This window comes from Biostraticola tofi (assembly GCF_004343195.1).
Lineage (GTDB): Bacteria > Pseudomonadota > Gammaproteobacteria > Enterobacterales > Enterobacteriaceae > Biostraticola > Biostraticola tofi.
Map to the genome: position 1 here is coordinate 100,848 of NZ_SMCR01000010.1, position 19,614 is coordinate 120,461.

Below are 19,614 nucleotides of genomic sequence, written 5' to 3' on the forward strand. Positions count from 1 at the left end.
TCATCAGATCAAAATTATTCACATTAATAAGGAAAACCTATGCGAAAGACCGGACTAGGAGCGTTAGCGCTCACTGCAACTCTTGCCGTCAATGCTTCATGGGCCGCCGATTTACCCGGTAAAGGTATCTCAGTCCAGCCGCTGCAGAGCACCATCGCAGAAGAAACCTTCCAGACGCTGCTGGTGAGCAAGGCACTGGAAAAACTGGGCTACGATGTACAGCCTATCCGTGAAGTAGACTATAACGTCGCCTACACCTCAATTGCCTCTGGCGATGCCACTTTCCTTGCGGTTAACTGGAGCCCGCTGCATGCGGACCAGTACAAAGCCGCCGGCGGTGATGCAAAGTTTTATCGCCAGGGTAATTACGTCGAGGGTGCTGCCCAGGGCTATCTGATCGACAAGAAAACCGCTGAGCAATACCACATCAAAACCATCGATCAGCTTAAAGATCCCAAGATTGCCAAACTTTTTGACGCCAACGGCGACGGCAAGGCTGACCTGACCGGCTGTACACCGGGCTGGGGCTGTGAAGCCGTGATTAACCATCAGGTTGAAGCCTATGGATTAAGTAAAACTGTTGAACACAACCAGGGCAATTACGCAGCGATCATTGCCGATACCATTACCCGCTTCAAAGAAGGCAAACCGATCCTGTATTACACCTGGACGCCTTATTGGGTCAGCGATGTTATGGTCCCGGGGCGAGATGTGGTCTGGCTGCAGGTTCCTTTCTCATCTCTGCCAGGTGAACAGAAAGGCATCAGCACCAAGCTGCCTAATGGAGCTGACTACGGTTTCCCAGTCAACAATATGCACATTGCCGCCAACAAAAAGTGGGCTGAAGAAAATCCGGCGGCGGCCAAGCTGTTCTCTGTCATGAAGCTGCCGATAAGCGACATCAATGCGCAGAACAAGCGTATGCATGACGGCGAAGGTTCTGAAGCGGATATCGAACGCCACGCCAACGGCTGGATAAAAGCTCACCAGGCGCTGTTCGACGGCTGGGTCAGCACGGCTGCTGCAGCGGCAAAATAACAACGGTAGCCGGGTTATACTACCGTACCGGTAATCATGCGAGGGGCTGAGCCCCTCGTTTTTTTTATGAGAATAGGGAATAATACCAACTCAATGCCTTTATGATGTCATTATGAAAAAAAACACTGATCATCCAAGCCTCAGCCCGGCGCTTATCATCATCATGGCTATCGCGACCGGCCTGTCCGTTGCCAGCAACTACTATGCCCAACCCCTGCTCGATGCCATCGCGCGCAACTATCAGTTGTCGGTAAACCAGGCGGGATTTATCGTTACCGCCGCTCAATTAGGCTACGCATGCGGGCTGATGTTTCTCGTCCCGCTCGGTGACAAGTTTGAACGCCGCAGCATGATAGTCATAATGACGCTGCTGGCGGCGCTGGGCATGCTGGTTACCGCCGCAGCGCCCAACTTGTGGCTGATGATCCTCGGCACCGCGCTGACCGGCCTTTTTTCAGTAGTGGCGCAAATTCTCGTCCCACTGGCGGCGACCCTTGCAGATCCGGCCAAAAGGGGCAAAGTGGTTGGAATGATCATGAGTGGCCTGTTGCTGGGCATATTGCTGGCCCGCACCGTGGCGGGCGCCCTGGCGTCGATTGGCGGGTGGCGCACGGTATACTGGTTTGCCAGTGGGGCGATGATCCTGATGGCGCTGATTCTCTGGCGAGCGCTGCCGCGCTACAAGCAATATTCTGATTTGAACTACGGCCAGTTGCTCAGATCCATTTTCAGTATTTACCTTTCTCAGCCAGTACTGCGCACCCGAGCGGTCCAGGGCTGTCTGTCTTTTGCCGTTTTCAGCAATCTCTGGACGTCAATGGCTTTCCTGCTGGCGGCACCGCCCTATCATTATTCTGAAGCGCATATCGGACTGTTCGGGCTGGTAGGCGCTGCCGGCGCGCTGGCGGCATCGCGGGCCGGCCAACTGGCCGATCGCGGAAAGGCAATGATAACTACCCGCTACGGTCTGGTGTTGCTGCTGCTGTCCTGGATAGCCATATGGTATGGCCAATATCAGGTCATCGCCTTGGTCGCGGGCATTATCGCCCTCGATTTGGCGGTTCAGGGGCTGCATATTACTAATCAGAGCGTCATTTACCGCCGAATGCCGGAAGCCCGAAATAGGCTCACTGCCGGATATATGACCAGCTATTTTCTCGGTGGTGCGCTGGGTTCACTGATTTCAGCGTCTGCTTTCCAGGCCGCAGGCTGGAATGGAGTCTGTCTGGCCGGAGGTATACTCTCATTGGCTAACCTCTGCCACTGGCTGTATGGTCAGAAGTGGGAAAGCCGGACCGGATCAGAAGAAATATCAACCAAGCAATAGGTTTCCTCTGGCGGAAAACCCGCCTGCAGCCGGTGTTTGTCAGTAAGGGAGTGAGGCAGCGAATATGGATAATCAGCCGTTACCCGCGCCTAAGGCGTCAGAGCAAAGGCAGGCCACCTTTGCCCAAGGTCTTTATGATGGTCTGCCAATTGTCATAAGTTATCTGCCGGTGGCCTTTGCCTTCGGCCTGAATGCCGTAAAACTTGGCTTCAGCCCACTGGAAGCGATCTTCATCTCGGCCATTATCTATGCCGGCGCCAGCCAGTTCGTCATTACCACTTTATTAAGCGCCGGCCTGTCGCTATGGGTGGCGGCACTGACCGTCATGGCGATGGATGTCCGGCACCTGCTGTATGGCCCGGCTCTTCGCCACCGTATTCCGGTTGGGCTGACGCGCCGTAAAACCGCGGTGTGGGCGTTCGGGCTGACCGATGAAGTTTTTTCAACCGCTATCGCCAGATTGATTGCCGATAATCGGCAATGGTCGGAAAACTGGATGATAGGCGTAGCGGCTGTCTCCTGGTTGTCATGGGTAATCGGCACAATTGTCGGCGCTATATCCGGTAATGGATTGCTGGATGATTACCCGGCTGTCGAAGCAGCACTCTCGTTTATGCTGCCGGCGCTGTTCCTCAGCCTGCTGCTGGCTGCCTTTCAGCGCCAGCAGATCCCCGTGCTGACCGCTTCGTTACTGGGCGCCCTTGGCGGCCTGATACTGGTTTCTATTCCAATGGCGATTATCAGCGGAATTGGCTGTGGCTGTTTGGCAGCAGGCTTGGGCGCCGGCCAACGACACAAGGAATAATTCATGAGCTCGACGGTATTGATCAGCTGTCTGGTGGTTGGCTTAGCCAATTATTTCTTCCGCTACTTTCCGCTGCATAGGGTGAAAACCACGGTAAGCCAGAGCCGTGGCAATGGCCCGCTTGCCCAAGTACTAGACTGTATCGGCGTCGCGTCAATCTGTGCGCTGCTGGTGGTGTCGAGCGTGCCTGAAATCATGCAGCATCCACATAAATTCTGGCCAACCTTGGCCGGACTGCTGTCACTGATACTGTCCTTTTGGCGCACCCGCAGCATCGTTATCTCTACCTTGGCCGGCGCGCTGGTCTACGGTCTGATAGTCAAATTAATGCTGACCTGATGAGAACGCATTGAAAAAGCCAAATTTCTTCTGCCGCAACTTCAATAGCAGGCTAAACTTTTCATACAGACAATATTTACTTGAGTAATTACATGGGTTATTATACCCACTGTAACTATGAGGTATTAAGTAAAAATGGAAAGTTCGTTCACACCGATTGAGCAGATGCTTGCACTGCGTGCTGCGCAAAGACCCGATTTCCCCTATCAGGAAATTCTGTTAACTCGTCTTTGCATGCATATGCAGGGAAAATTGCTGGAAAACAGGAACCGGATGCTTAAGGCCCAGGGCATCAATGAAACGCTGTTTATGGCCTTGGTCACGCTGGAATCGCAGGCCAGTCACAGTATTCAGCCTTCAGAACTGAGTTCGGCGCTGGGTTCATCCAGAACCAACGCCACGAGGATCGCGGATGAACTGGAAAGACGCGGCTGGATTGAACGCAAAGAAAGTGAAAGCGACCGTCGCTGCCTGTATCTTCATCTGACCGAGACGGGCCTGGCGTTCTTGAACAATCTGTTACCGCCTCAGCATCAATGCCTGCAGTCGCTGTGGTCGACCCTCGATGTTGCCGAAAAGCAGCAGCTTGAGACCCTGACCCGCAAGCTGCTGACCAAACTGGACGATTTGATTGTTGAAGAAGAGCCAAAGGGTTAATCTCCTGGCCCTGGCGCCATATCGCTGTGAACCCTGGCCGGGTGCCATAATGAAGACCCCCCGTAATGAGTGGCCACGGCAAGCGGCGTTATTGATTCTGGCGCCACCATTCAGCCAGCAGTATGCCTGCGGCGACGGAAACATTCAGACTTTCAACTTTACCGGTACCGCCAATCGAAATGGCCACATCGGCGCGGCGCTGAATTTCATCCGATAACCCTTCTCGCTCCTGCCCCAGCACCAGCACCATTTTGCGCGGCATGATTACTGATGCCAGCGGCGTGCCTTTGTGGCTTGAGGTGGTAACGATGGTGTAACCTGCATCGCTGAATCGGCTCAAATCATTGAGAAAATCGTCGCTCTGAATCGCAGTGATGTGTTCAGCGCCGCCTTCTGCGGTACGCACTGCCGCGCCGGATTCAAGCACCGCTGCGTCATTGACCATCACGCCATTGACGCCAAAATGAGCGCTTGACCGGAGAATGGCCCCCAGATTGTGCGGATTGGAGACATCTTCCAGCGCCAACACGCAATCTTTATCAAGGGATTTATCCAGATAACCGATGGCATCCAGGCCTAGGCGTTTTTTAATTAAAAAGCATACGCCGCCATGGTGATCAGTACCGGAAGCCTTAGCCAGTTCCTCGTCATCCACCACATGATAGGCTTTGCGATTGGCAGCCATAAAACGCAAAGCATCACGGAAGCGCGGGGTCACGGACTGAACAAACCAGGCACGGACAATCGAGTCGGGACGGTTCTTGAAAAGGGCTTTACAGGCATTTTCACCGTATACGCGCGTTTCTTCGGCGCGCTGGCGGCGCAACTGCTCGGGATCGATCTGACTTTGGCCGCTGATACCGCCATGATCTGGCACAGCGGGCTTATCAGGGCTCTGCCAGGACGTTTTCCAGGGTGAGTCTGACAGTTCGGCCGGCTTATCCCGGCGAGGAGCTGAATGCTTCCTGTCATCAATGCCAGGGCGTTCATTACGCGCAGGACGTCCTTCGCCACGACGCGGATTTTCACCTCTTCTGCCGCCGCTGTCACGCCCAGGCTGCGCGTCTGAACGGGAAGAACGGCGCGGCGCTTCCTCCTCATCCTTACGCACATACATGACGCGGACCTTGCCGCCTTTACCTTTTAAAGAATCGCTCATTTTTCTCTCCACCCTTGTGCTGGGCGCGAAGATTACCTGATATCCCTACGTTTAGCTACCGGGCTACGGTAAAAGCCAGCAACTATTGAAACCATCGGACAAATCATTTTGTCAGTCGGTGGAAGTTTAACCATACTTCACTTTTGCTAGGCTTAACAGCGCTGATGGACATCCATATACTATCGGCCAACTTAATAGCGGGTTGTGGAGAACTGAATATGAACACGGTGTGCGCCTCTTGCCTGACGAAAAATCGCCTTCCTGACGAGCGAGTAAATGAAGCCGCCCGCTGTGGTCGGTGTGGCCAACCTCTGCTGGCAGGCAAAGTAGTGCATGCCGATGCAGGCTCGTTGGATAAACTGTTAGCCGATGACTTACCGGTGGTTATCGATTTTTGGGCACCCTGGTGCGGCCCCTGCGTGGGATTTGCGCCGGTATTTGATGCAGTGGCTGCAGAACGGGCCGGCCAGGTTCGTTTCATCAAAATCAATACTGAAGCCGAGCCGCAGCTAAGCGCCAGGTTTCACATCCGTAGTATCCCTACCATTATGCTGTTCAAAAACGGTCAGAGTGTCGACCAACTGAGTGGCGCTATGCCTAAAGCTCCGTTTGAGGAGTGGCTTGACGAAGGTCTCAGGGGCTAAAGTCAACCCTGCAGGCGGCCTCACGCTCTGCGCTGGCGTCAACGTTTTTGCGCAGCAAGGGCAGCAGGTAAAAAAATCGTTACCCTGCCCCGCCGCACTCCAGTAAACTCAGCTTTTTGTGCCGGGTTTTTCATGACGCATAATGCTGTTCTTGCCTTGCGCGAATTGCGCCTCGCCCGCGCAACGCGACCTTTTCGCGCCCGCGGTTGTCGCGTGGTGCGCTGCGAACGCTGCCTGCTGCCGGCCCTGCGCTGCCTGTGCTCGACCATCATACCCCAGCGGGCCGCAAGTCGATTCTGCCTGGTCATGTTCGATGCCGAGCCCCTCAAGCCCAGTAACACCGGTCGTTTAATCGCCGATATCCTGCCGGAAACGCAGGCTTTTCTGTGGTCGCGTACCGAACCAAATCCGGAACTGCTTACCGCTATTACCAGCCCTTGTCGTCAACCCTACGTGGTGTTTCCCGCTCATGCGGTGCCCGAAGGACGCCCAGTGCTAAACCAGGTGATCCCCGATGGCCTACCGCCCCTGTTTATCATGCTGGACGGCACCTGGCCTGAGGCGGGTAAAATGTTTCGTAAAAGCCCCTATCTCGACCGTTTCCCGGTTCTGTCGCTTAATTTGTCTACCCTGTCCGATTATCGATTGCGGGAATCGCATGGTGAAGGCCATCACTGTACCGCCGAAGTGGCTACCGCCCTACTGGCCCAAGCGGGAGATCATGCTGCAGCCCATGGCCTGGCTTCCCATTTCACGCTGTTCCGCCATCGCTATCTGGCCGGTAAACCTCATCATCAGCAGCCGTAATTCCCCAGTCTTATCACAACAGTGCAGTCAATATAGGCATACACTTAACAGGTGTGCGACAAGCAAAGGGAATAACCATGAGTCTGCGGGGATTGGAAGCACTGCTTAAACCCAAATCCATTGCTGTATTGGGCGCGTCAGACCGGGCCGGCCGGGCCGGGTATCTGATGATGCGTAATCTGCTTGATGGTGGATACCGAGGGCCGGTACTGCCGGTGACGCCGAAATACCCGGCCGTCTGTGGCGTACTTTGTTATCCGGATGTCGCTTCCCTGCCGCTGATACCCTGCCTGGCGATTATCTGCACCCATGCCGATCGCAACCTGCAGTTAATGCAGGACCTGGGAGAACGGGGGTGCCGGGCGGTGATTGTTCTTTCTTCGCCGGCATCGCAGTTTAATGAGCTTAAAGCACTGGCGTCACGCTTTGGCATGCGGCTGCTGGGCCCTAACAGCCTTGGGCTGCTAGCGCCGTGGCAAGGACTGAATGCCAGCTTCTCGCCGGTGCCTATCTATAAAGGCAAACTGGCGTTTATATCTCAGTCCGCCGCTGTATCCAATACCATCCTTGACTGGGCGCAGCAGCGGAAAATCGGTTTTTCCTGGTTTATCGCCTTGGGCGACAGCATTGATATCGATGTCGACGATATGCTTGATTTCCTGGCGCGCGACGGCAAGACCAGCGCCATCCTGCTGCATCTGGAACACCTGAGCGATGCCCGGCGATTTCTTTCCGCCGCCAGAGGGGCTGCGCGCAACAAGCCGATTCTGGTCATCAAGAGCGGCCGCAGTCTGCAGGCTCAACGTTTGCTTAACTACCCCCAGGGGAGGGATGCCGCTTATGACGCCGCTATTCAGCGGGCCGGGCTGTTGCGCGTCAGGGATACCCATGAGCTGTTCTCGGCGGTCGAAACCCTGAGCCATATGCGGCCACTGCTCGGGGAGCGTCTGATGATCATCAGCAACGGCATTGCACCTGCCGCGCTGGCGCTGGATGAACTACTGAGCCGGCACGGCAAGCTGGCTGAACTCGGCAGCGAAAGCCGTAAGGCGCTTGCGGCTCAGCTTCCAGATAGCCTGTTGGTCGCTAATCCTCTGGATCTGGCCGACGATGCCACCCCGGCCCGCTACCGGGCCGCTTTATCGGCGCTGCTGGATAGCAACGACATCGACGTTATGCTGATTATTCATGCTCCCAGCGCAGCTGCGCCGGCCAGCCAGACCGCCCAGCAGGTGATTGAGGTCATAAACGCCCATCCCCGCGGTCGCCATTTGACCCTGCTGACCAACTGGAGCGGTGAATTTTCTTCCCAGGAAGCCCGCCGTCATTTCACCGAAGCCGGGATCCCAACCTACCGCACCCCGGAAGGGGCGGTGACCGCTTTTATGCACATGGCCGAATACCGTCGCAACCAGCAGCAGTTGATGGAGACCCCGGCGCTGCCGCCCGGACTGACGCTAGACAGCGCGCCGGCCCACCACCTGATAAGCCAGGCGCTTGAACAGCAGCTAACACGTCTGGAAACCCATGAAGTCCAGCCGATCCTGGAGGCCTATGGACTGCATATCATGCCCACATGGATAGCGGCTGACGCATCTGAAGCGGTGGAAATCGCTGAGCGGATCGGCTATCCGGTGGCGTTAAAATTACGTTCCCCTGATATTGCTCATAAATCAGATGTCCAGGGGGTAATGTTGTCACTGCGAAGCGCCCGGGAAGTGGAGCAGGCGGCCAAAGCCATCATCGAAAGGGTGTCCCAGACTTATCCGCAGGCGCGAGTCCAGGGTATTCTGGTGCAGCAGATGGCCCATCGTACCGGCACGCAGGAACTGCGGGTAAGGGTTGAGCAGGACCCGGTATTCGGTCCCCTTATCCTGCTGGGCGAAGGTGATGGCGACTGGCGACAGGTGGGCGCGATGGCGGTTGCGCTACCGCCGCTAAATATGGCGCTGGCTCAGAATATGGTGCGTCAGGGGCTTGGCAAAGGCGCAATCCGCGACCATCGTCCGCTCTATCCTCTGGACGTTACGGCCTTGAGCCGCCTGCTGGTGCAGATTTCCGACCTGCTGCTGGACTGCCCCCAGATTACCGAGCTGGATATTAATCCGCTGCTGGCCTCGGGCAGTGATATGACAGTGCTGGATGTGAGCCTGCAGTTGGCACCCTGTCAGGGTGATGGTGAAGGCCGACTGGCCATACGCCCTTATCCCCACCAGCTTGAGTCCACGGTGTTATTGAAAAATGGCGATAGCTGCCTGTTTCGCCCGATCCTCCCTGAAGACGAACCGCTGTTGCGACAGTTTATCAACCAGGTCACCCGGGAAGATCTCTATTACCGTTATTTTAGTGAGATTAATGAATTTACCCATGAAGATTTGGCTTACATGACCCAAATCGACTACGATCGGGAAATGGCCTTTGTTGCCGTCAGGCGCAATGGAGCCGCCAATCAGGAAATCATTGGCGTGACCCGCGCTATCGCAGATCCTGACAATACCGATGCCGAATTTGCGGTTCTTGTCAGGTCTGATCTGAAGAATCTCGGTCTTGGTCGCATGCTGCTGGAAAAAATAATCGCTTATGCACGTGAACATGGCCTGAAGCAGTTAACCGCCATCACCATGCCTCATAACCGCGGCATGATCGTGCTGGCGCAAAAACTGGGGTTTGAAGTGGATGTCAGGCTTGAGGATGGTATCGTGGCGTTATCGCTATTACTGGATACCCCGGTAAATGGGTGATGGCTGCCGCTATTATTAAGTCTGTGTAAAACGGCGTCTAAAGGTTGCGGTATCCGATAAAAGTAATGTTATTATGAAAATCCCGCGCATTGGTATTGCAGAGGGTCATTCCACCCTACAATGACAAGAGAAGATACGCACTGTGATGTTGTCAAATTTTAGACGTACCAAACACCAACAACACCTTGCACAACTGCCCAAAATCCCTCAGACGGTAGAAGATTTTCAAACGCTCTACAGCCCTGATGATTTCCGCACAGCGCTGCTTGATGCTATCAGCAAGGCCAAACGCCGAATCTATCTGGTGGCGCTTTATCTGGAGCAGGACGATGGCGGAAAAGCGGTCCTCTCGGCGGTCTTTGCAGCCCGGCAAAAGCATCCTGAACTCGAAGTCTGCATTCTGGTCGACTGGCACCGAGCCCAGCGCGGCCGTATCGGCAGTGCTGCCACCAATACCAATGCCGACTGGTATTGCCGCATGGCCCAGTCACACCCCGGGGTGTCGGTGCCGATTTACGGCGTTCCGGTTAACACCCGGGAAGCCCTTGGCGTGCTGCATCTGAAAGGCTTTATCATCGATGACACCGTCATTTACAGCGGGGCCAGCCTGAATGACGTTTACCTGCATCAGTCAGACAGATACCGCTACGATCGCTACCAACTGGTGCACAATTCCCCGTTGGCGGACTGTATGCTGGATTATATCCGCCGGCAGATATTGACCGCGCCGGCGGTAAATCGCCTCGATAACCCGGACCGGCCGAAAAGCCTGGAAATAAAGAACGATACCCGGCTGTTTCGCCAGTCGTTACGTGATGCGAACTATGCCTGCAGTGATAACGCCTCAGAAAATGAACTGGCGATTACGCCATTGGTCGGACTGGGCAAGCAGAGTCCGTTAAACAAGACCATTCATCACCTGATGTGCTGTACCGATGCCAGATTAACACTGTGTACACCCTATTTTAATATGCCGGCCCTGCTGGTGCGGAATATCATTTCCCTCCTGCGACAGGGTAAGCAGGTAGAAATCATCGTTGGCGACAAGACCGCCAATGATTTTTTTATCCCCCCTACCGAGCCGTTCAAAATCATCGGCGCTCTGCCCTATCTTTATGAAATCAACCTGCGCCGCTTCCTCAGCCGGCTACAGCGCTATGTGGACAATGGCCAGCTGGTGGTCAGACTCTGGAAAGATGGAGAAAACAGCTATCATCTCAAAGGGATGTGGGTGGATGAAAAATGGCAATTGCTGACCGGCAATAACCTGAATCCGCGCGCCTGGCGACTCGATTTGGAAAATGCGCTGCTGATCCATGATCCCAACAGAGTCATGTCCTCACAGCGTGCAAAGGAATTGTCGCTTATTCGCACCCATACCACTGTGGTGACTCATTTCACTCAGTTGGAAAGCATTGCCGACTATCCGGTAAAGGTACGCAAACTCATCCGCCGGTTGCGACGGATACGTATAGACAGACTTATCAGTCGCATTCTGTAGTATTCCAGAGCAGGACTGCTCGGATGGCAGGTTGCAGGAATGAGTGTCCGACCAGTGCCGGCCAGTTATAGGCCCGGCACTTCATCATTAAAGCTGTATCTCCTTTCCTTTACGGTGCAGGCTAAGCGATACGATAAGCGCCAGCAGCCCCATAATCGTGACATACCAGAAAAACACATTTTCCAGATCGATGGACTTGAGCGACAGCGCCACGTATTCGGCGCTGCCGCCAAACACCGCATTAGCCACCGCATAAGACAGACCTACCCCCAGAGCGCGAACCTGTACCGGGAACATTTCAGCCTTGAGCAAACCGCTGATAGAAGTATAGAAACTGACCATCAGCAAAGCGGCAAATACCAAAGCGAAGGCTACATAGGGGTTTGTCACACTTTTCAGCGTCAGCAGGATGGGGATCGTCAGAAAGGTCGTCAATGCGCCGAAAATAATCATCGAATTACGACGGCCGATACGATCCGAAAGACCGCCGATAATCGGCTGCATCAGCATAAACAGGAACAACGCGGCGGTCATGACCAGACTGGCGGTTTTGGCATGCATGCCGGCCGTATTGACCAGGTACTTCTGCATATAAGTGGTAAAGGTGTAAAAGCATAACGATCCGCCGGCGGTAAACCCCAGCACCATGACAAAAGCCCGTCGATTCTTCCAGAGACCTTTAAGTGAGCCGGCATCTTTGTGGCTGCGTGTCTTGGCATCAGTGGTTTCATTAAGCGATTTTCTAAGCCACAGGGCTACAATGGCCAACACTGCGCCGAGGAAAAACGGGATTCGCCAGCCCCAGGCACGCAAATCACCTTCAGTCATGATTTGCTGCAGAATGACCACCACCAACAGCGCCAGCAGTTGACCGCCAATAAGCGTTACATACTGAAAAGAGGCGTAAAACCCGCGCCGATGCTTTACTGCCACCTCACTCATATAGGTGGCGCTGGTTCCATATTCGCCGCCGACGGACAGCCCCTGGAACAGTCGGGCAACCAGCAGCAGCAAAGGCGCCAAATTACCGATACTGTCATAGCCGGGCAGGCAGGCGATGACCAGCGAACCACAACACATCATCACCACAGAAATCAACATCGATGTTTTGCGGCCGTGTTTGTCGGCGATCCTGCCGAAAAGCCAACCGCCGATAGGACGCATTAAAAAACCCGCTGCAAACACGCCGGCGGTTTGCAGCAACTGCGTGGTGGTATTGCCTGCCGGAAAGAAAATATGCGCGAAATAGATGGAACAAAACGAATAGATGTAGAAATCAAACCATTCGACCAGGTTACCCGAAGATGCCCCAACAATGGCCTTAATACGTTGACGGGTATCTGTTGCTGATTCCTGGTCATGTTGTATTGCAGCATCAATCCTTACCATTATCGCTACCTCTGCCCTGATAACGCCACCAACCAGGCGGCTCAAGAGATCAAATGTACGCAATAATTTTCAGACTTGTAGTTAACAGGATAATCATATCTCAACTTATGTGACACCTGTCACGAATTACTCGCCAAGATGTTTCTTGACCCGATACACTGTATGGGGTTTGAATGATGACTGTTGAACAGCGATTTTAATGCCGCTGATTATGCTTACTCACACCTCTATTTGACAGGAGCATAAAAGTGAACATCCAGCCTTTAACCGGCAGTAGTCCGCTATCAATAATTACCGAGAGCCTACATGACCTAACGAGCGAGTATCCTGCCGACCTGAGACAACGGGTTCAGCAAATGAACCAATGTTGTCCCGAGTGTCAGCCTAAATGGGGTAGTTATTTGGCGAACTATAAACAGACGCTAGACAGTATTACCGCCGCTAGCAATTCGCCGTGGATGCTACATCGAAAATTTCTCGCAGCAAAAGACACCACCTTAAATACTCTGGTAACGGTCAGTGACCAGCAGCGGCTTAAGCAATATCTAAAGATAACCACTGATGTACGACGCCTGCCTCCCGACAAGAATGCGACGTCATTAAGCGTCATAAAGTTACTCGAACCTTCCCCCGAAGCCGATATACAGCTGAACCGCGCTGCCCGCCATCTTTACAGTACCTGGCTGATTAACGGCCCGGTTAATGGTCAGTATCGCAGCAGAATATCGACATTATGGAAAGAAAGGAATAGGAACTATTTCCCTGAAAATGATGTAATTTACCCAACTAAGGAAAATGGACAACAACCCGATTCACATTTCATTAAAGTCCCCAATATCAACGAAATCTGATTCCGACCGGTGTTACGCTAGCCACGTAATCGAGACTTTTCTCAATAAGCACACCACCCCTGCGGCGAGAAAAACACTGTATCAACAACTTGACTGCCGGAGAATAAAGTCAGCCGATGTGCCAACATCTGAAGCGGTGCTGATTGGCCAGTGGGGCGTTTTCGCGGCTAGCAGAATACCTGAAGGTAGCTGCATTGGTATTCATTCCGGTATGCTAATCAATCGTAAAGATTATGATAACCATATCCATCATGATGGCGATTTCAGAATCGCCATGACCGTTAATAATGATAAATCGTCTTTTTTTCTTGAAGGCGATGGAATAACATCCAAAATAAATTCACTATTTTTATTTGATGATAATGGCGTTCCTCGAGCTCAGCAGCCAGAGGGTTACAATGTAGAGGTAGCAACTTTCTCTGGAAAAACGGTAAAAAATAAAAAAATAGATATTTTCGGGCTTTTCTCTTTAACCGATATTGCTGAAGGCCAGGAATTGAGGCTAAATTATCATTACACTCCTGAAATATTTTCCTACATGGCTGAAAAACAAGCTTACTAAATCATATGTCACCCAGTGTCACCAAGGCATTCCATGATAATTAATATGTCAGATCCACCACAATATTATCACTGTAATTTCCAACAGGCGGCGTAGCCTGATCAGGCAGTATTTTCGCCACGTATTGATAGGTTCTAAATGTGCCGTCACTGCTGATAGCGCTCGATAATACGCTGGACCAGCGTTCGCTGCCCACGCTGCCCCAACGGTTAATGGACGTAGATTTATATAACTCGTAACTCAGCATGGCTGAGCCATTAGCCATATTACGTGTATTATTCACAGCATGATTGCCATTGCTCAAACCGACACTGTAAGTACTGTCTTTAGTACAATTGATAACTATGCTTTGGCTAACCGGCGCGAACAGGGTGACCAGCGGGGCACTGCCAAAACTGATATTAGGTGCCACTATGGCAATGCAGTCGTTGGTCACATTAAGAGTAACGGTCATCGGCTCAATCGCCGAGCCGGTTTGCTGTGATCCCGACAGACACAGGCCAGCAATACCCAGGCCAGTGCAAATAGAATAGTCAACCATCACATTAAGCGTGACGGTATAGGTTCCGGCAGCGACATTCTGGCCGGTCAGGGTCTGCAGATAAAGCGGAATCGCAAAATTCAGACCGCCCATGGTACCCAGTAAGTTAGCCAGCTGGCTTGAATTGTAGGTGACGCTGGTACCGCCAACCAGTAATTCGGTTGCACAATTTTGTGTGCTGCACAACTTGACAGCTATGCTATCGCTGCCGTTATTAAGCTTCAAGGCAGCACGGCTGCCATTAGTATTGCTCGCGCCTGCCAGGCTCAGCCGAATATAATCTCCTGGCAGCAGGGACACGATACTGCCGCTACCGCAGTTCAAGTTGACAGTACCGCTGCTGCTGCTTACCGTGGTGTTGATGGCAAATGAACTGGCGGATCCCAGGCTAGCAACGGCAGACGGAGCGAGGCATGCTGCCGGTGCGCCTGCCGAGCAGGCGATAAGCAATATACTCAGCAGTTCGCTAGCTGTCAGACGAATCATGTATTTCTCCGGCTATCGCGCCCTCTAGCGAGCAGCTGAGGGGACCATAGGGGGTCAACGGTTTCGAGCCCTGCTCGGGCAAGGTAAAATTCACCTCACAACGTCTGCCATCGGCCGTCATGACTTGAAGCCGATTTTCACGATCAGGATTCTGCAGCCATACCATGCCATCCCAACCGACATAATCAAGCTGGCTACCAGGCCTTATTACCCTACTGCCAACCGGCAGCGGTTCGCCTCGCTGGTCAATCAGCTGCAAGTGGACCGCTTTTACCTGCTCAATGGGAAAATGCAGCAGGTAACCGCTGCGTCGGCGGACGGCAACTTGCTGCTCCACATCTTTCGCCATCAAATCCATCGGCAATGCCAGGGTGTCTATGCTGTACTTAGCTGGATACCATGCACTGATGTCCGGCACCAGCAAATATCCGCGGGCATCGGTAAGTCCAGCAGGCTGATTTTCATAGTGCACCGTCACCCCGGGATAGCCGGTCTTCACCAGAACAAACGCATTATGCAGCGGATCGGCAGTCACCAGTCTGCCGTCCATCACCACCACCGCCCCGGTGAAATCAGCCCATTGAGTCAGGTTTTCCCTGTTACCATAGAAACCCGCTGAAGTGTCGAAATCCGATGTCAACCAGCGCAACGTAGCTTGACGGTAATGGTCTTGCTTTGACTCTCTTGCCCAAGAGATTTCGCCGCCTAATCCCCCATCCGCCTGAATGGCTCGAGACAGTACTGCCCGCTGGGTAAAGCCACTGGTTTTGTTTCGTTCCAGGCCGAGACTACCACTGTTGAGATAGGAAAAAGGAATGACCATCAATAAGCCAAGAGATCCTTCGCAACGCTGCTGGTCATAACTCCCAGTCAACATCAGGCTGATATCATTCCAGATATTTTTACTCCATGACAGATTCCACAACCGGGTCTGCTCCCCGTTTGCGCTATGGATATCGATCAATGCCGCCCCCAGACTGCCATAGTGCTGAAGCGCTATGCCACTGTAATATTGCGTGCTGCGCCGGCTCAGGCTACTGGACGCTGAAAGTCTGGCGTGACGATGTAGCTCACTGCTATAAAGCGCCAGGTCACCAAAACGCTCGCTGCGCGTGGTATGCCGCATACCGAAATTGTATTTCTGTTTTTTATATTGATAACCCCAATCAAACTGGTCGCCAGGCTTAGTTGCTACCCGGCTGTGGCTCCATGCCCCATTAACCACGCCGAACTGCCCCAGCCTGACCAGGGATCCGATACCTGCCAGCCCCAGAGATTCCGCCCCTTCCCCCAGAGCCTCAAGCGTCAGCCATTCCGTTATACCGCGACGATACGAACCCGTAGCGACCCATTGCCGGTAGGTGAAACTTTTCACGCCATAATCTTTGCGCAGCACACCAGTTGAAAAGGAGTAATCATCCAGACCAGGCGTCAACAAATCACTGGAGACGTAAAACGGCAGCGTGGTGACCAATTGCCTGCCGAGCGCATCATGGGTCACCACCACAGCATTCCCTGCCCCGTTAACGAAGGGAATATTGGTCAGTGAATAGGGCCCGGCCTGGAGTTGTGCACCCCCGGTACGGTAGCCGTTGATGAACAGATCTAGTGTGGAGGGCACTGCAGATTCTCCACTGAAGCTCGGTAATGGATAGGTGATAATGTCAGGTCTGATTGAAAAATCTTTCCCTATACCGATGCCGCCTATCCTTACGCTATTACTCCATGCCAAAGATGGAGTCACCTGGTCACCTATGGTCCAACTGACGGAGTGGTCCTCATCCTCGTTAGTCCAGTAGGTGTCATAACGCAGATAGGCATCGCTGTTAGCTCCTCTGGCCCCCGACCCGGTTCTGATGATCCCATCTGTGGACAACGCTCCCCCGGGACCGAAATATCGTATCTCACTCCAGGTATTCAACCGCTCATTGTGGTGATTTACACGGTTTAGATAGAGGTCATAATTGAGCAATATGCCCGGGCTTACCTGAGCCGGGACGCGCGTAGGGTTATTAAAAGCTGAGATAGCCTGATCCGGCAGCCAGGCCGGTGGGATATCAAGCATCAGGCGCTGAAGACGATGATCGATCGTTGCTGATGCCCCCGGACAGGCGCCTATCTCTATCCGTTCATTGCCAAAGGGCGCCTTTTCGATACCGGCTTGCCTTAAATCACGGCCCTGTATCCAATAGTGTTCGTCATCTATTTCCACCGGTATGAGCTGGCCGCTGTCCATCTGGTTGATAAATAAAGCCAGCATGATTGTCTGTTGGTTGAGCACCGGTTGGCGTCCGGGAGGGGGAGGCAATTCGGCGTACGTCTCACATCGGGTCGCCGACGGCAGCATGCCTGCCAGCATCATCAGCAGTATAAAGCAATCCCCTCTTGGCCGTGTAGCGGGCTTCGACATAAGGCTAGCGAGCGGCAGGCAGGCTGCGCCATTGCCGCTGTCGATTATCTATTCGGGCGTCAAACTCGGCGTCGGGCCCAGCAGTGAAATTCAGCGGCCATAGGTAGCTGGACTGAGCCAGAACATACCCGAATAAACCATCATTAAGCGTATGACCGCCAAGACTGGCTTTGCTCAGCCGCGCATGAACCCTTCCCAGATTAGTAATTTCTATCATAGGCTTTTTATCAATCTTCTTAATACGCCAGTACAGTATCGGGTTTTCGGCAGTAGAAGAGGATTGAGAACCATAAACAAACAGGGGTATCGAGAAACGCATCTGAAAATGCAGGGAGTGAGGTGAATCTTGCTTATGAGCATCGATGGTCGGAATTTCGTCGAGCAGCACACGATATGCCTGCTCCTGCCCCTGCAAAGGCGATTGGTTCTTCACCAGCCTCACCAGTTGCTTCTGGCCCGGCTCCAGCCTTAGCATCGGTGGACTGGCGACGATATGCTGTTGGGAATCATATCTGTCACTGCCGTTTGCCTGTTGCCAGTGAAATATTCTCACTTGAATCAATGCGGTATCAACGCCTTTGTTGTCCACCCATAATTCTGTGGCTTTCTGATCAGCTTCTATTTTAGGATCCACCGGCCAGATGAGTATTGAATGTCCGGCCTGTGCCTGGCAGGCGGCAAGCGCAAGCAACACACTAAGGCGGTATTTAAATACGATGTCGATACACATCCGTTGTCGTCCTCTATCCCTTTACCACGCCATAGTGACTGTTAATGTATCGGTATACACGCCGGCCCGGTTGATGCCGGTGAGTTGTAACAGCCCGTAAACCGCAAGTAAGATATTGCCGGAATTGCCATAATTGATGGCCACCGATTTATCCACCGGAATCTCACTGGCCGCCGTTAATCCAGGCTGGCTGAAGAGCCGGTATGAAATTGTCTGCGCCTGACCGGCAAGCTTTAGATTTCTTGAGTTTGCATAGTGGCTTCCGCCATTGATGGTCATATTAAGCGTGATGCCTGGAGTGCAGATCAATTGAAAGGCGGCATTCTGTACCAGGCTGCTGGTTATATTAACGCTGTCTATGGCCGAATGAGTACCGAAGTCCAGCGTGCCCCACGCCCCACTGCCGTTTCCCTGAATGACACAGCCTGGGACTACTGCTGCGGATACCTGGAAATTCTGGCTGGGCAACGCATTAACTTCAGAAATGGAACAACAGGCTACCCATATCAGACAAACGATAATATCACTGCTCGAAAAATGAAAATCGTTGCCGAAAACCATGCGAGGGGCCTTATTAATACACAACCTGAATGTTTATTACATCTGTATACGTGCCGGCGGGTATGGCAGTATTGTTCCCGCCCTGGGAAACTCTGCCATACACGTGATAAATATCTCCATTGACTGGATCAGGCGTTCCGGCTGAAATCATGGCGGCATTATTGGTGATTGGGGTAGTGAAGGCGGCATCCTGATAGAGGGTATAGGCAATGCCTTTCGTCGCATCACTGCCCAGCACCATATAACGCGGACTTGAGGTCTGGGCACCATACACAGTGGTTGGCGCGGCATTGCTGCCGATGATCTGGACGGTATAAGTCGCCCCATCAGTGCATCTGATGCGGATACCGTCACCGGTCGCACCGGTCAGTACGGTATTAAGGCTATCAAAGGTTGCCGGATGAGTGCCGAAATTCAACGTACCAAAATCAGCATTGCTGGTCGCCGGGTTACCGTTAATCAGGCAACCATTGGTCAGTGTCAGTGTGGCATTCATGGTACCGGAGGTCGTTGCTGCCACCGCCGATACCCCCACTGCGCCCACCAGTAGCCCCGCGATCAGTCGGTATTCACTGTGCATAATTTTCCTTTTAAAAGTCATTATGGCTATATGTATTTGGCGATTAAAATAGATTATCAGTATGCCATTAATCGAATTCACTTCGATTTTTTAGTGATATATGTAAAGGAGAAATCTAACGATTGAAAATGAAATATGTTGAATATTAATTTTCCAGATCACATTAGATATAATCTTGCTTAACGGATTGATCGTGATAACAGCGCCAATATCGGATATAGGTGCGAAACTTCTCTATGCTAATGATCATTACTTTAACAATAAATTCATGCCATCCTCATGACTTTTAACCCGATTGGTTATTTTAATTTTTAGCAATTACGATAGTGGAAATAGGTCATTTTCTTAAAGTCGTCACTTTTTTCGCGCTACGGACGGTGCCCCAATGTCGCAGCCCAGCATTTCCCATCACGATGCCTTATTCAAAACCTTCCTTGCCGATATCGATATTGCCAGAGATTTCCTCCAGGCCCATCTGCCTCGGTC

19 protein-coding genes are annotated in these 19,614 nt (G+C 52.7%); 12 read left to right on the forward strand and 7 right to left on the reverse strand.

The genetic code is table 11. The annotated features are described in order from the left end of the window. Positions 1-39 precede the first annotated feature (39 nt). From proX to mprA, 5 genes are all read left to right on the forward strand, one after another. A complete protein-coding gene (proX, locus tag EDC52_RS16850; RefSeq protein ID WP_131866991.1) occupies positions 40-1,038 on the forward strand; it encodes a glycine betaine/L-proline ABC transporter substrate-binding protein ProX in 999 nt (332 codons plus the stop codon). A gap of 112 nt (positions 1,039-1,150) precedes the next feature. After that, positions 1,151-2,365 (forward strand): MFS transporter, encoded by a 1,215-nt coding sequence (locus EDC52_RS16855; protein WP_131866993.1) that lies wholly within the window; start codon positions 1,151-1,153, stop codon positions 2,363-2,365. A 64-nt stretch (positions 2,366-2,429) separates the two neighbouring features. Further along, positions 2,430-3,170: an AzlC family ABC transporter permease gene (locus EDC52_RS16860; protein WP_131866995.1), complete on the forward strand. Its 741-nt coding sequence runs from the start codon at positions 2,430-2,432 to the stop codon at positions 3,168-3,170. 3 nt (positions 3,171-3,173) lie between these two features. After that, a complete protein-coding gene (gene ygaH / locus EDC52_RS16865) occupies positions 3,174-3,509 on the forward strand; it encodes an L-valine transporter subunit YgaH (RefSeq protein ID WP_131866996.1) in 336 nt (111 codons plus the stop codon). A gap of 135 nt (positions 3,510-3,644) precedes the next feature. Then, the gene (gene mprA, locus EDC52_RS16870) at positions 3,645-4,166 is read left to right on the forward strand and encodes a transcriptional repressor MprA (RefSeq protein WP_131866998.1); all 522 of its coding nucleotides are present in this window, start codon (positions 3,645-3,647) and stop codon (positions 4,164-4,166) included. A gap of 88 nt (positions 4,167-4,254) precedes the next feature. Here mprA and EDC52_RS16875 read toward each other — a convergent pair whose 3' ends face one another. Further along, positions 4,255-5,325: a tRNA/rRNA methyltransferase gene (locus EDC52_RS16875; protein ID WP_131867000.1), complete on the reverse strand. Its 1,071-nt coding sequence runs from the start codon at positions 5,323-5,325 to the stop codon at positions 4,255-4,257. Between the two features lie 218 nt (positions 5,326-5,543). Between EDC52_RS16875 and trxC the strand changes: the two genes are divergently transcribed. From trxC to pssA, 4 genes are all read left to right on the forward strand, one after another. Further along, positions 5,544-5,969: a thioredoxin TrxC gene (trxC, locus tag EDC52_RS16880; RefSeq protein ID WP_131867002.1), complete on the forward strand. Its 426-nt coding sequence runs from the start codon at positions 5,544-5,546 to the stop codon at positions 5,967-5,969. 132 nt (positions 5,970-6,101) lie between these two features. Further along, positions 6,102-6,776, forward strand: coding sequence for a tRNA-uridine aminocarboxypropyltransferase (locus EDC52_RS16885; protein WP_131867004.1), 675 nt, complete (start codon positions 6,102-6,104; stop codon positions 6,774-6,776). A gap of 77 nt (positions 6,777-6,853) precedes the next feature. Continuing rightward, positions 6,854-9,517, forward strand: coding sequence for a bifunctional acetate--CoA ligase family protein/GNAT family N-acetyltransferase (locus tag EDC52_RS16890; protein WP_131867006.1), 2,664 nt, complete (start codon positions 6,854-6,856; stop codon positions 9,515-9,517). Between the two features lie 145 nt (positions 9,518-9,662). Then, complete coding sequence (gene pssA / locus EDC52_RS16895) at positions 9,663-11,018, forward strand: CDP-diacylglycerol--serine O-phosphatidyltransferase (RefSeq protein ID WP_131867008.1); 1,356 nt, start codon at positions 9,663-9,665, stop codon at positions 11,016-11,018. Between the two features lie 87 nt (positions 11,019-11,105). On the opposite strand, the gene EDC52_RS16900 is transcribed toward pssA, so the two are convergent. Beyond that, a complete protein-coding gene (locus EDC52_RS16900; protein ID WP_131867010.1) occupies positions 11,106-12,407 on the reverse strand; it encodes an MFS family transporter in 1,302 nt (433 codons plus the stop codon). 248 nt (positions 12,408-12,655) lie between these two features. On the opposite strand from EDC52_RS16900, the gene EDC52_RS16905 reads away from it, so the two are divergent. Next, positions 12,656-13,258, forward strand: coding sequence for a hypothetical protein (locus EDC52_RS16905; protein ID WP_131867012.1), 603 nt, complete (start codon positions 12,656-12,658; stop codon positions 13,256-13,258). Positions 13,259-13,376: 118 nt separating this feature from the next. After that, positions 13,377-13,820 (forward strand): SET domain-containing protein, encoded by a 444-nt coding sequence (locus EDC52_RS16910; protein WP_131867013.1) that lies wholly within the window; start codon positions 13,377-13,379, stop codon positions 13,818-13,820. 40 nt (positions 13,821-13,860) lie between these two features. Here the strand turns inward: EDC52_RS16910 and EDC52_RS16915 are convergent, their stop codons facing one another. From EDC52_RS16915 to EDC52_RS16935, 5 genes are read right to left on the reverse strand one after another with little or no spacing between them, the layout of a single operon-like run. Further along, the gene (locus EDC52_RS16915; RefSeq protein ID WP_131867015.1) at positions 13,861-14,847 is read right to left on the reverse strand and encodes a Csu type fimbrial protein; all 987 of its coding nucleotides are present in this window, start codon (positions 14,845-14,847) and stop codon (positions 13,861-13,863) included. Beyond that, positions 14,828-17,257 carry a fimbria/pilus outer membrane usher protein gene (locus EDC52_RS16920; RefSeq protein WP_131867017.1) on the reverse strand — a complete coding sequence of 810 codons (2,430 nt, stop codon included), beginning with the start codon at positions 17,255-17,257 and terminating at the stop codon, positions 14,828-14,830. The genes EDC52_RS16915 and EDC52_RS16920 overlap by 20 nt, the downstream gene beginning before the upstream one ends. 4 nt (positions 17,258-17,261) lie before the next feature. Beyond that, positions 17,262-17,987, reverse strand: coding sequence for a fimbrial biogenesis chaperone (locus EDC52_RS16925; RefSeq protein WP_131867019.1), 726 nt, complete (start codon positions 17,985-17,987; stop codon positions 17,262-17,264). A gap of 21 nt (positions 17,988-18,008) precedes the next feature. Continuing rightward, positions 18,009-18,548 carry a Csu type fimbrial protein gene (locus EDC52_RS16930; RefSeq protein WP_131867021.1) on the reverse strand — a complete coding sequence of 180 codons (540 nt, stop codon included), beginning with the start codon at positions 18,546-18,548 and terminating at the stop codon, positions 18,009-18,011. 13 nt (positions 18,549-18,561) lie between these two features. Next, a complete protein-coding gene (locus tag EDC52_RS16935) occupies positions 18,562-19,128 on the reverse strand; it encodes a Csu type fimbrial protein (protein ID WP_131867023.1) in 567 nt (188 codons plus the stop codon). Between the two features lie 385 nt (positions 19,129-19,513). On the opposite strand from EDC52_RS16935, the gene EDC52_RS16940 reads away from it, so the two are divergent. Then, the coding region (locus EDC52_RS16940) for an Rpn family recombination-promoting nuclease/putative transposase (RefSeq protein WP_407924230.1) at positions 19,514-19,614 on the forward strand (101 nt) is incomplete at its 3' end.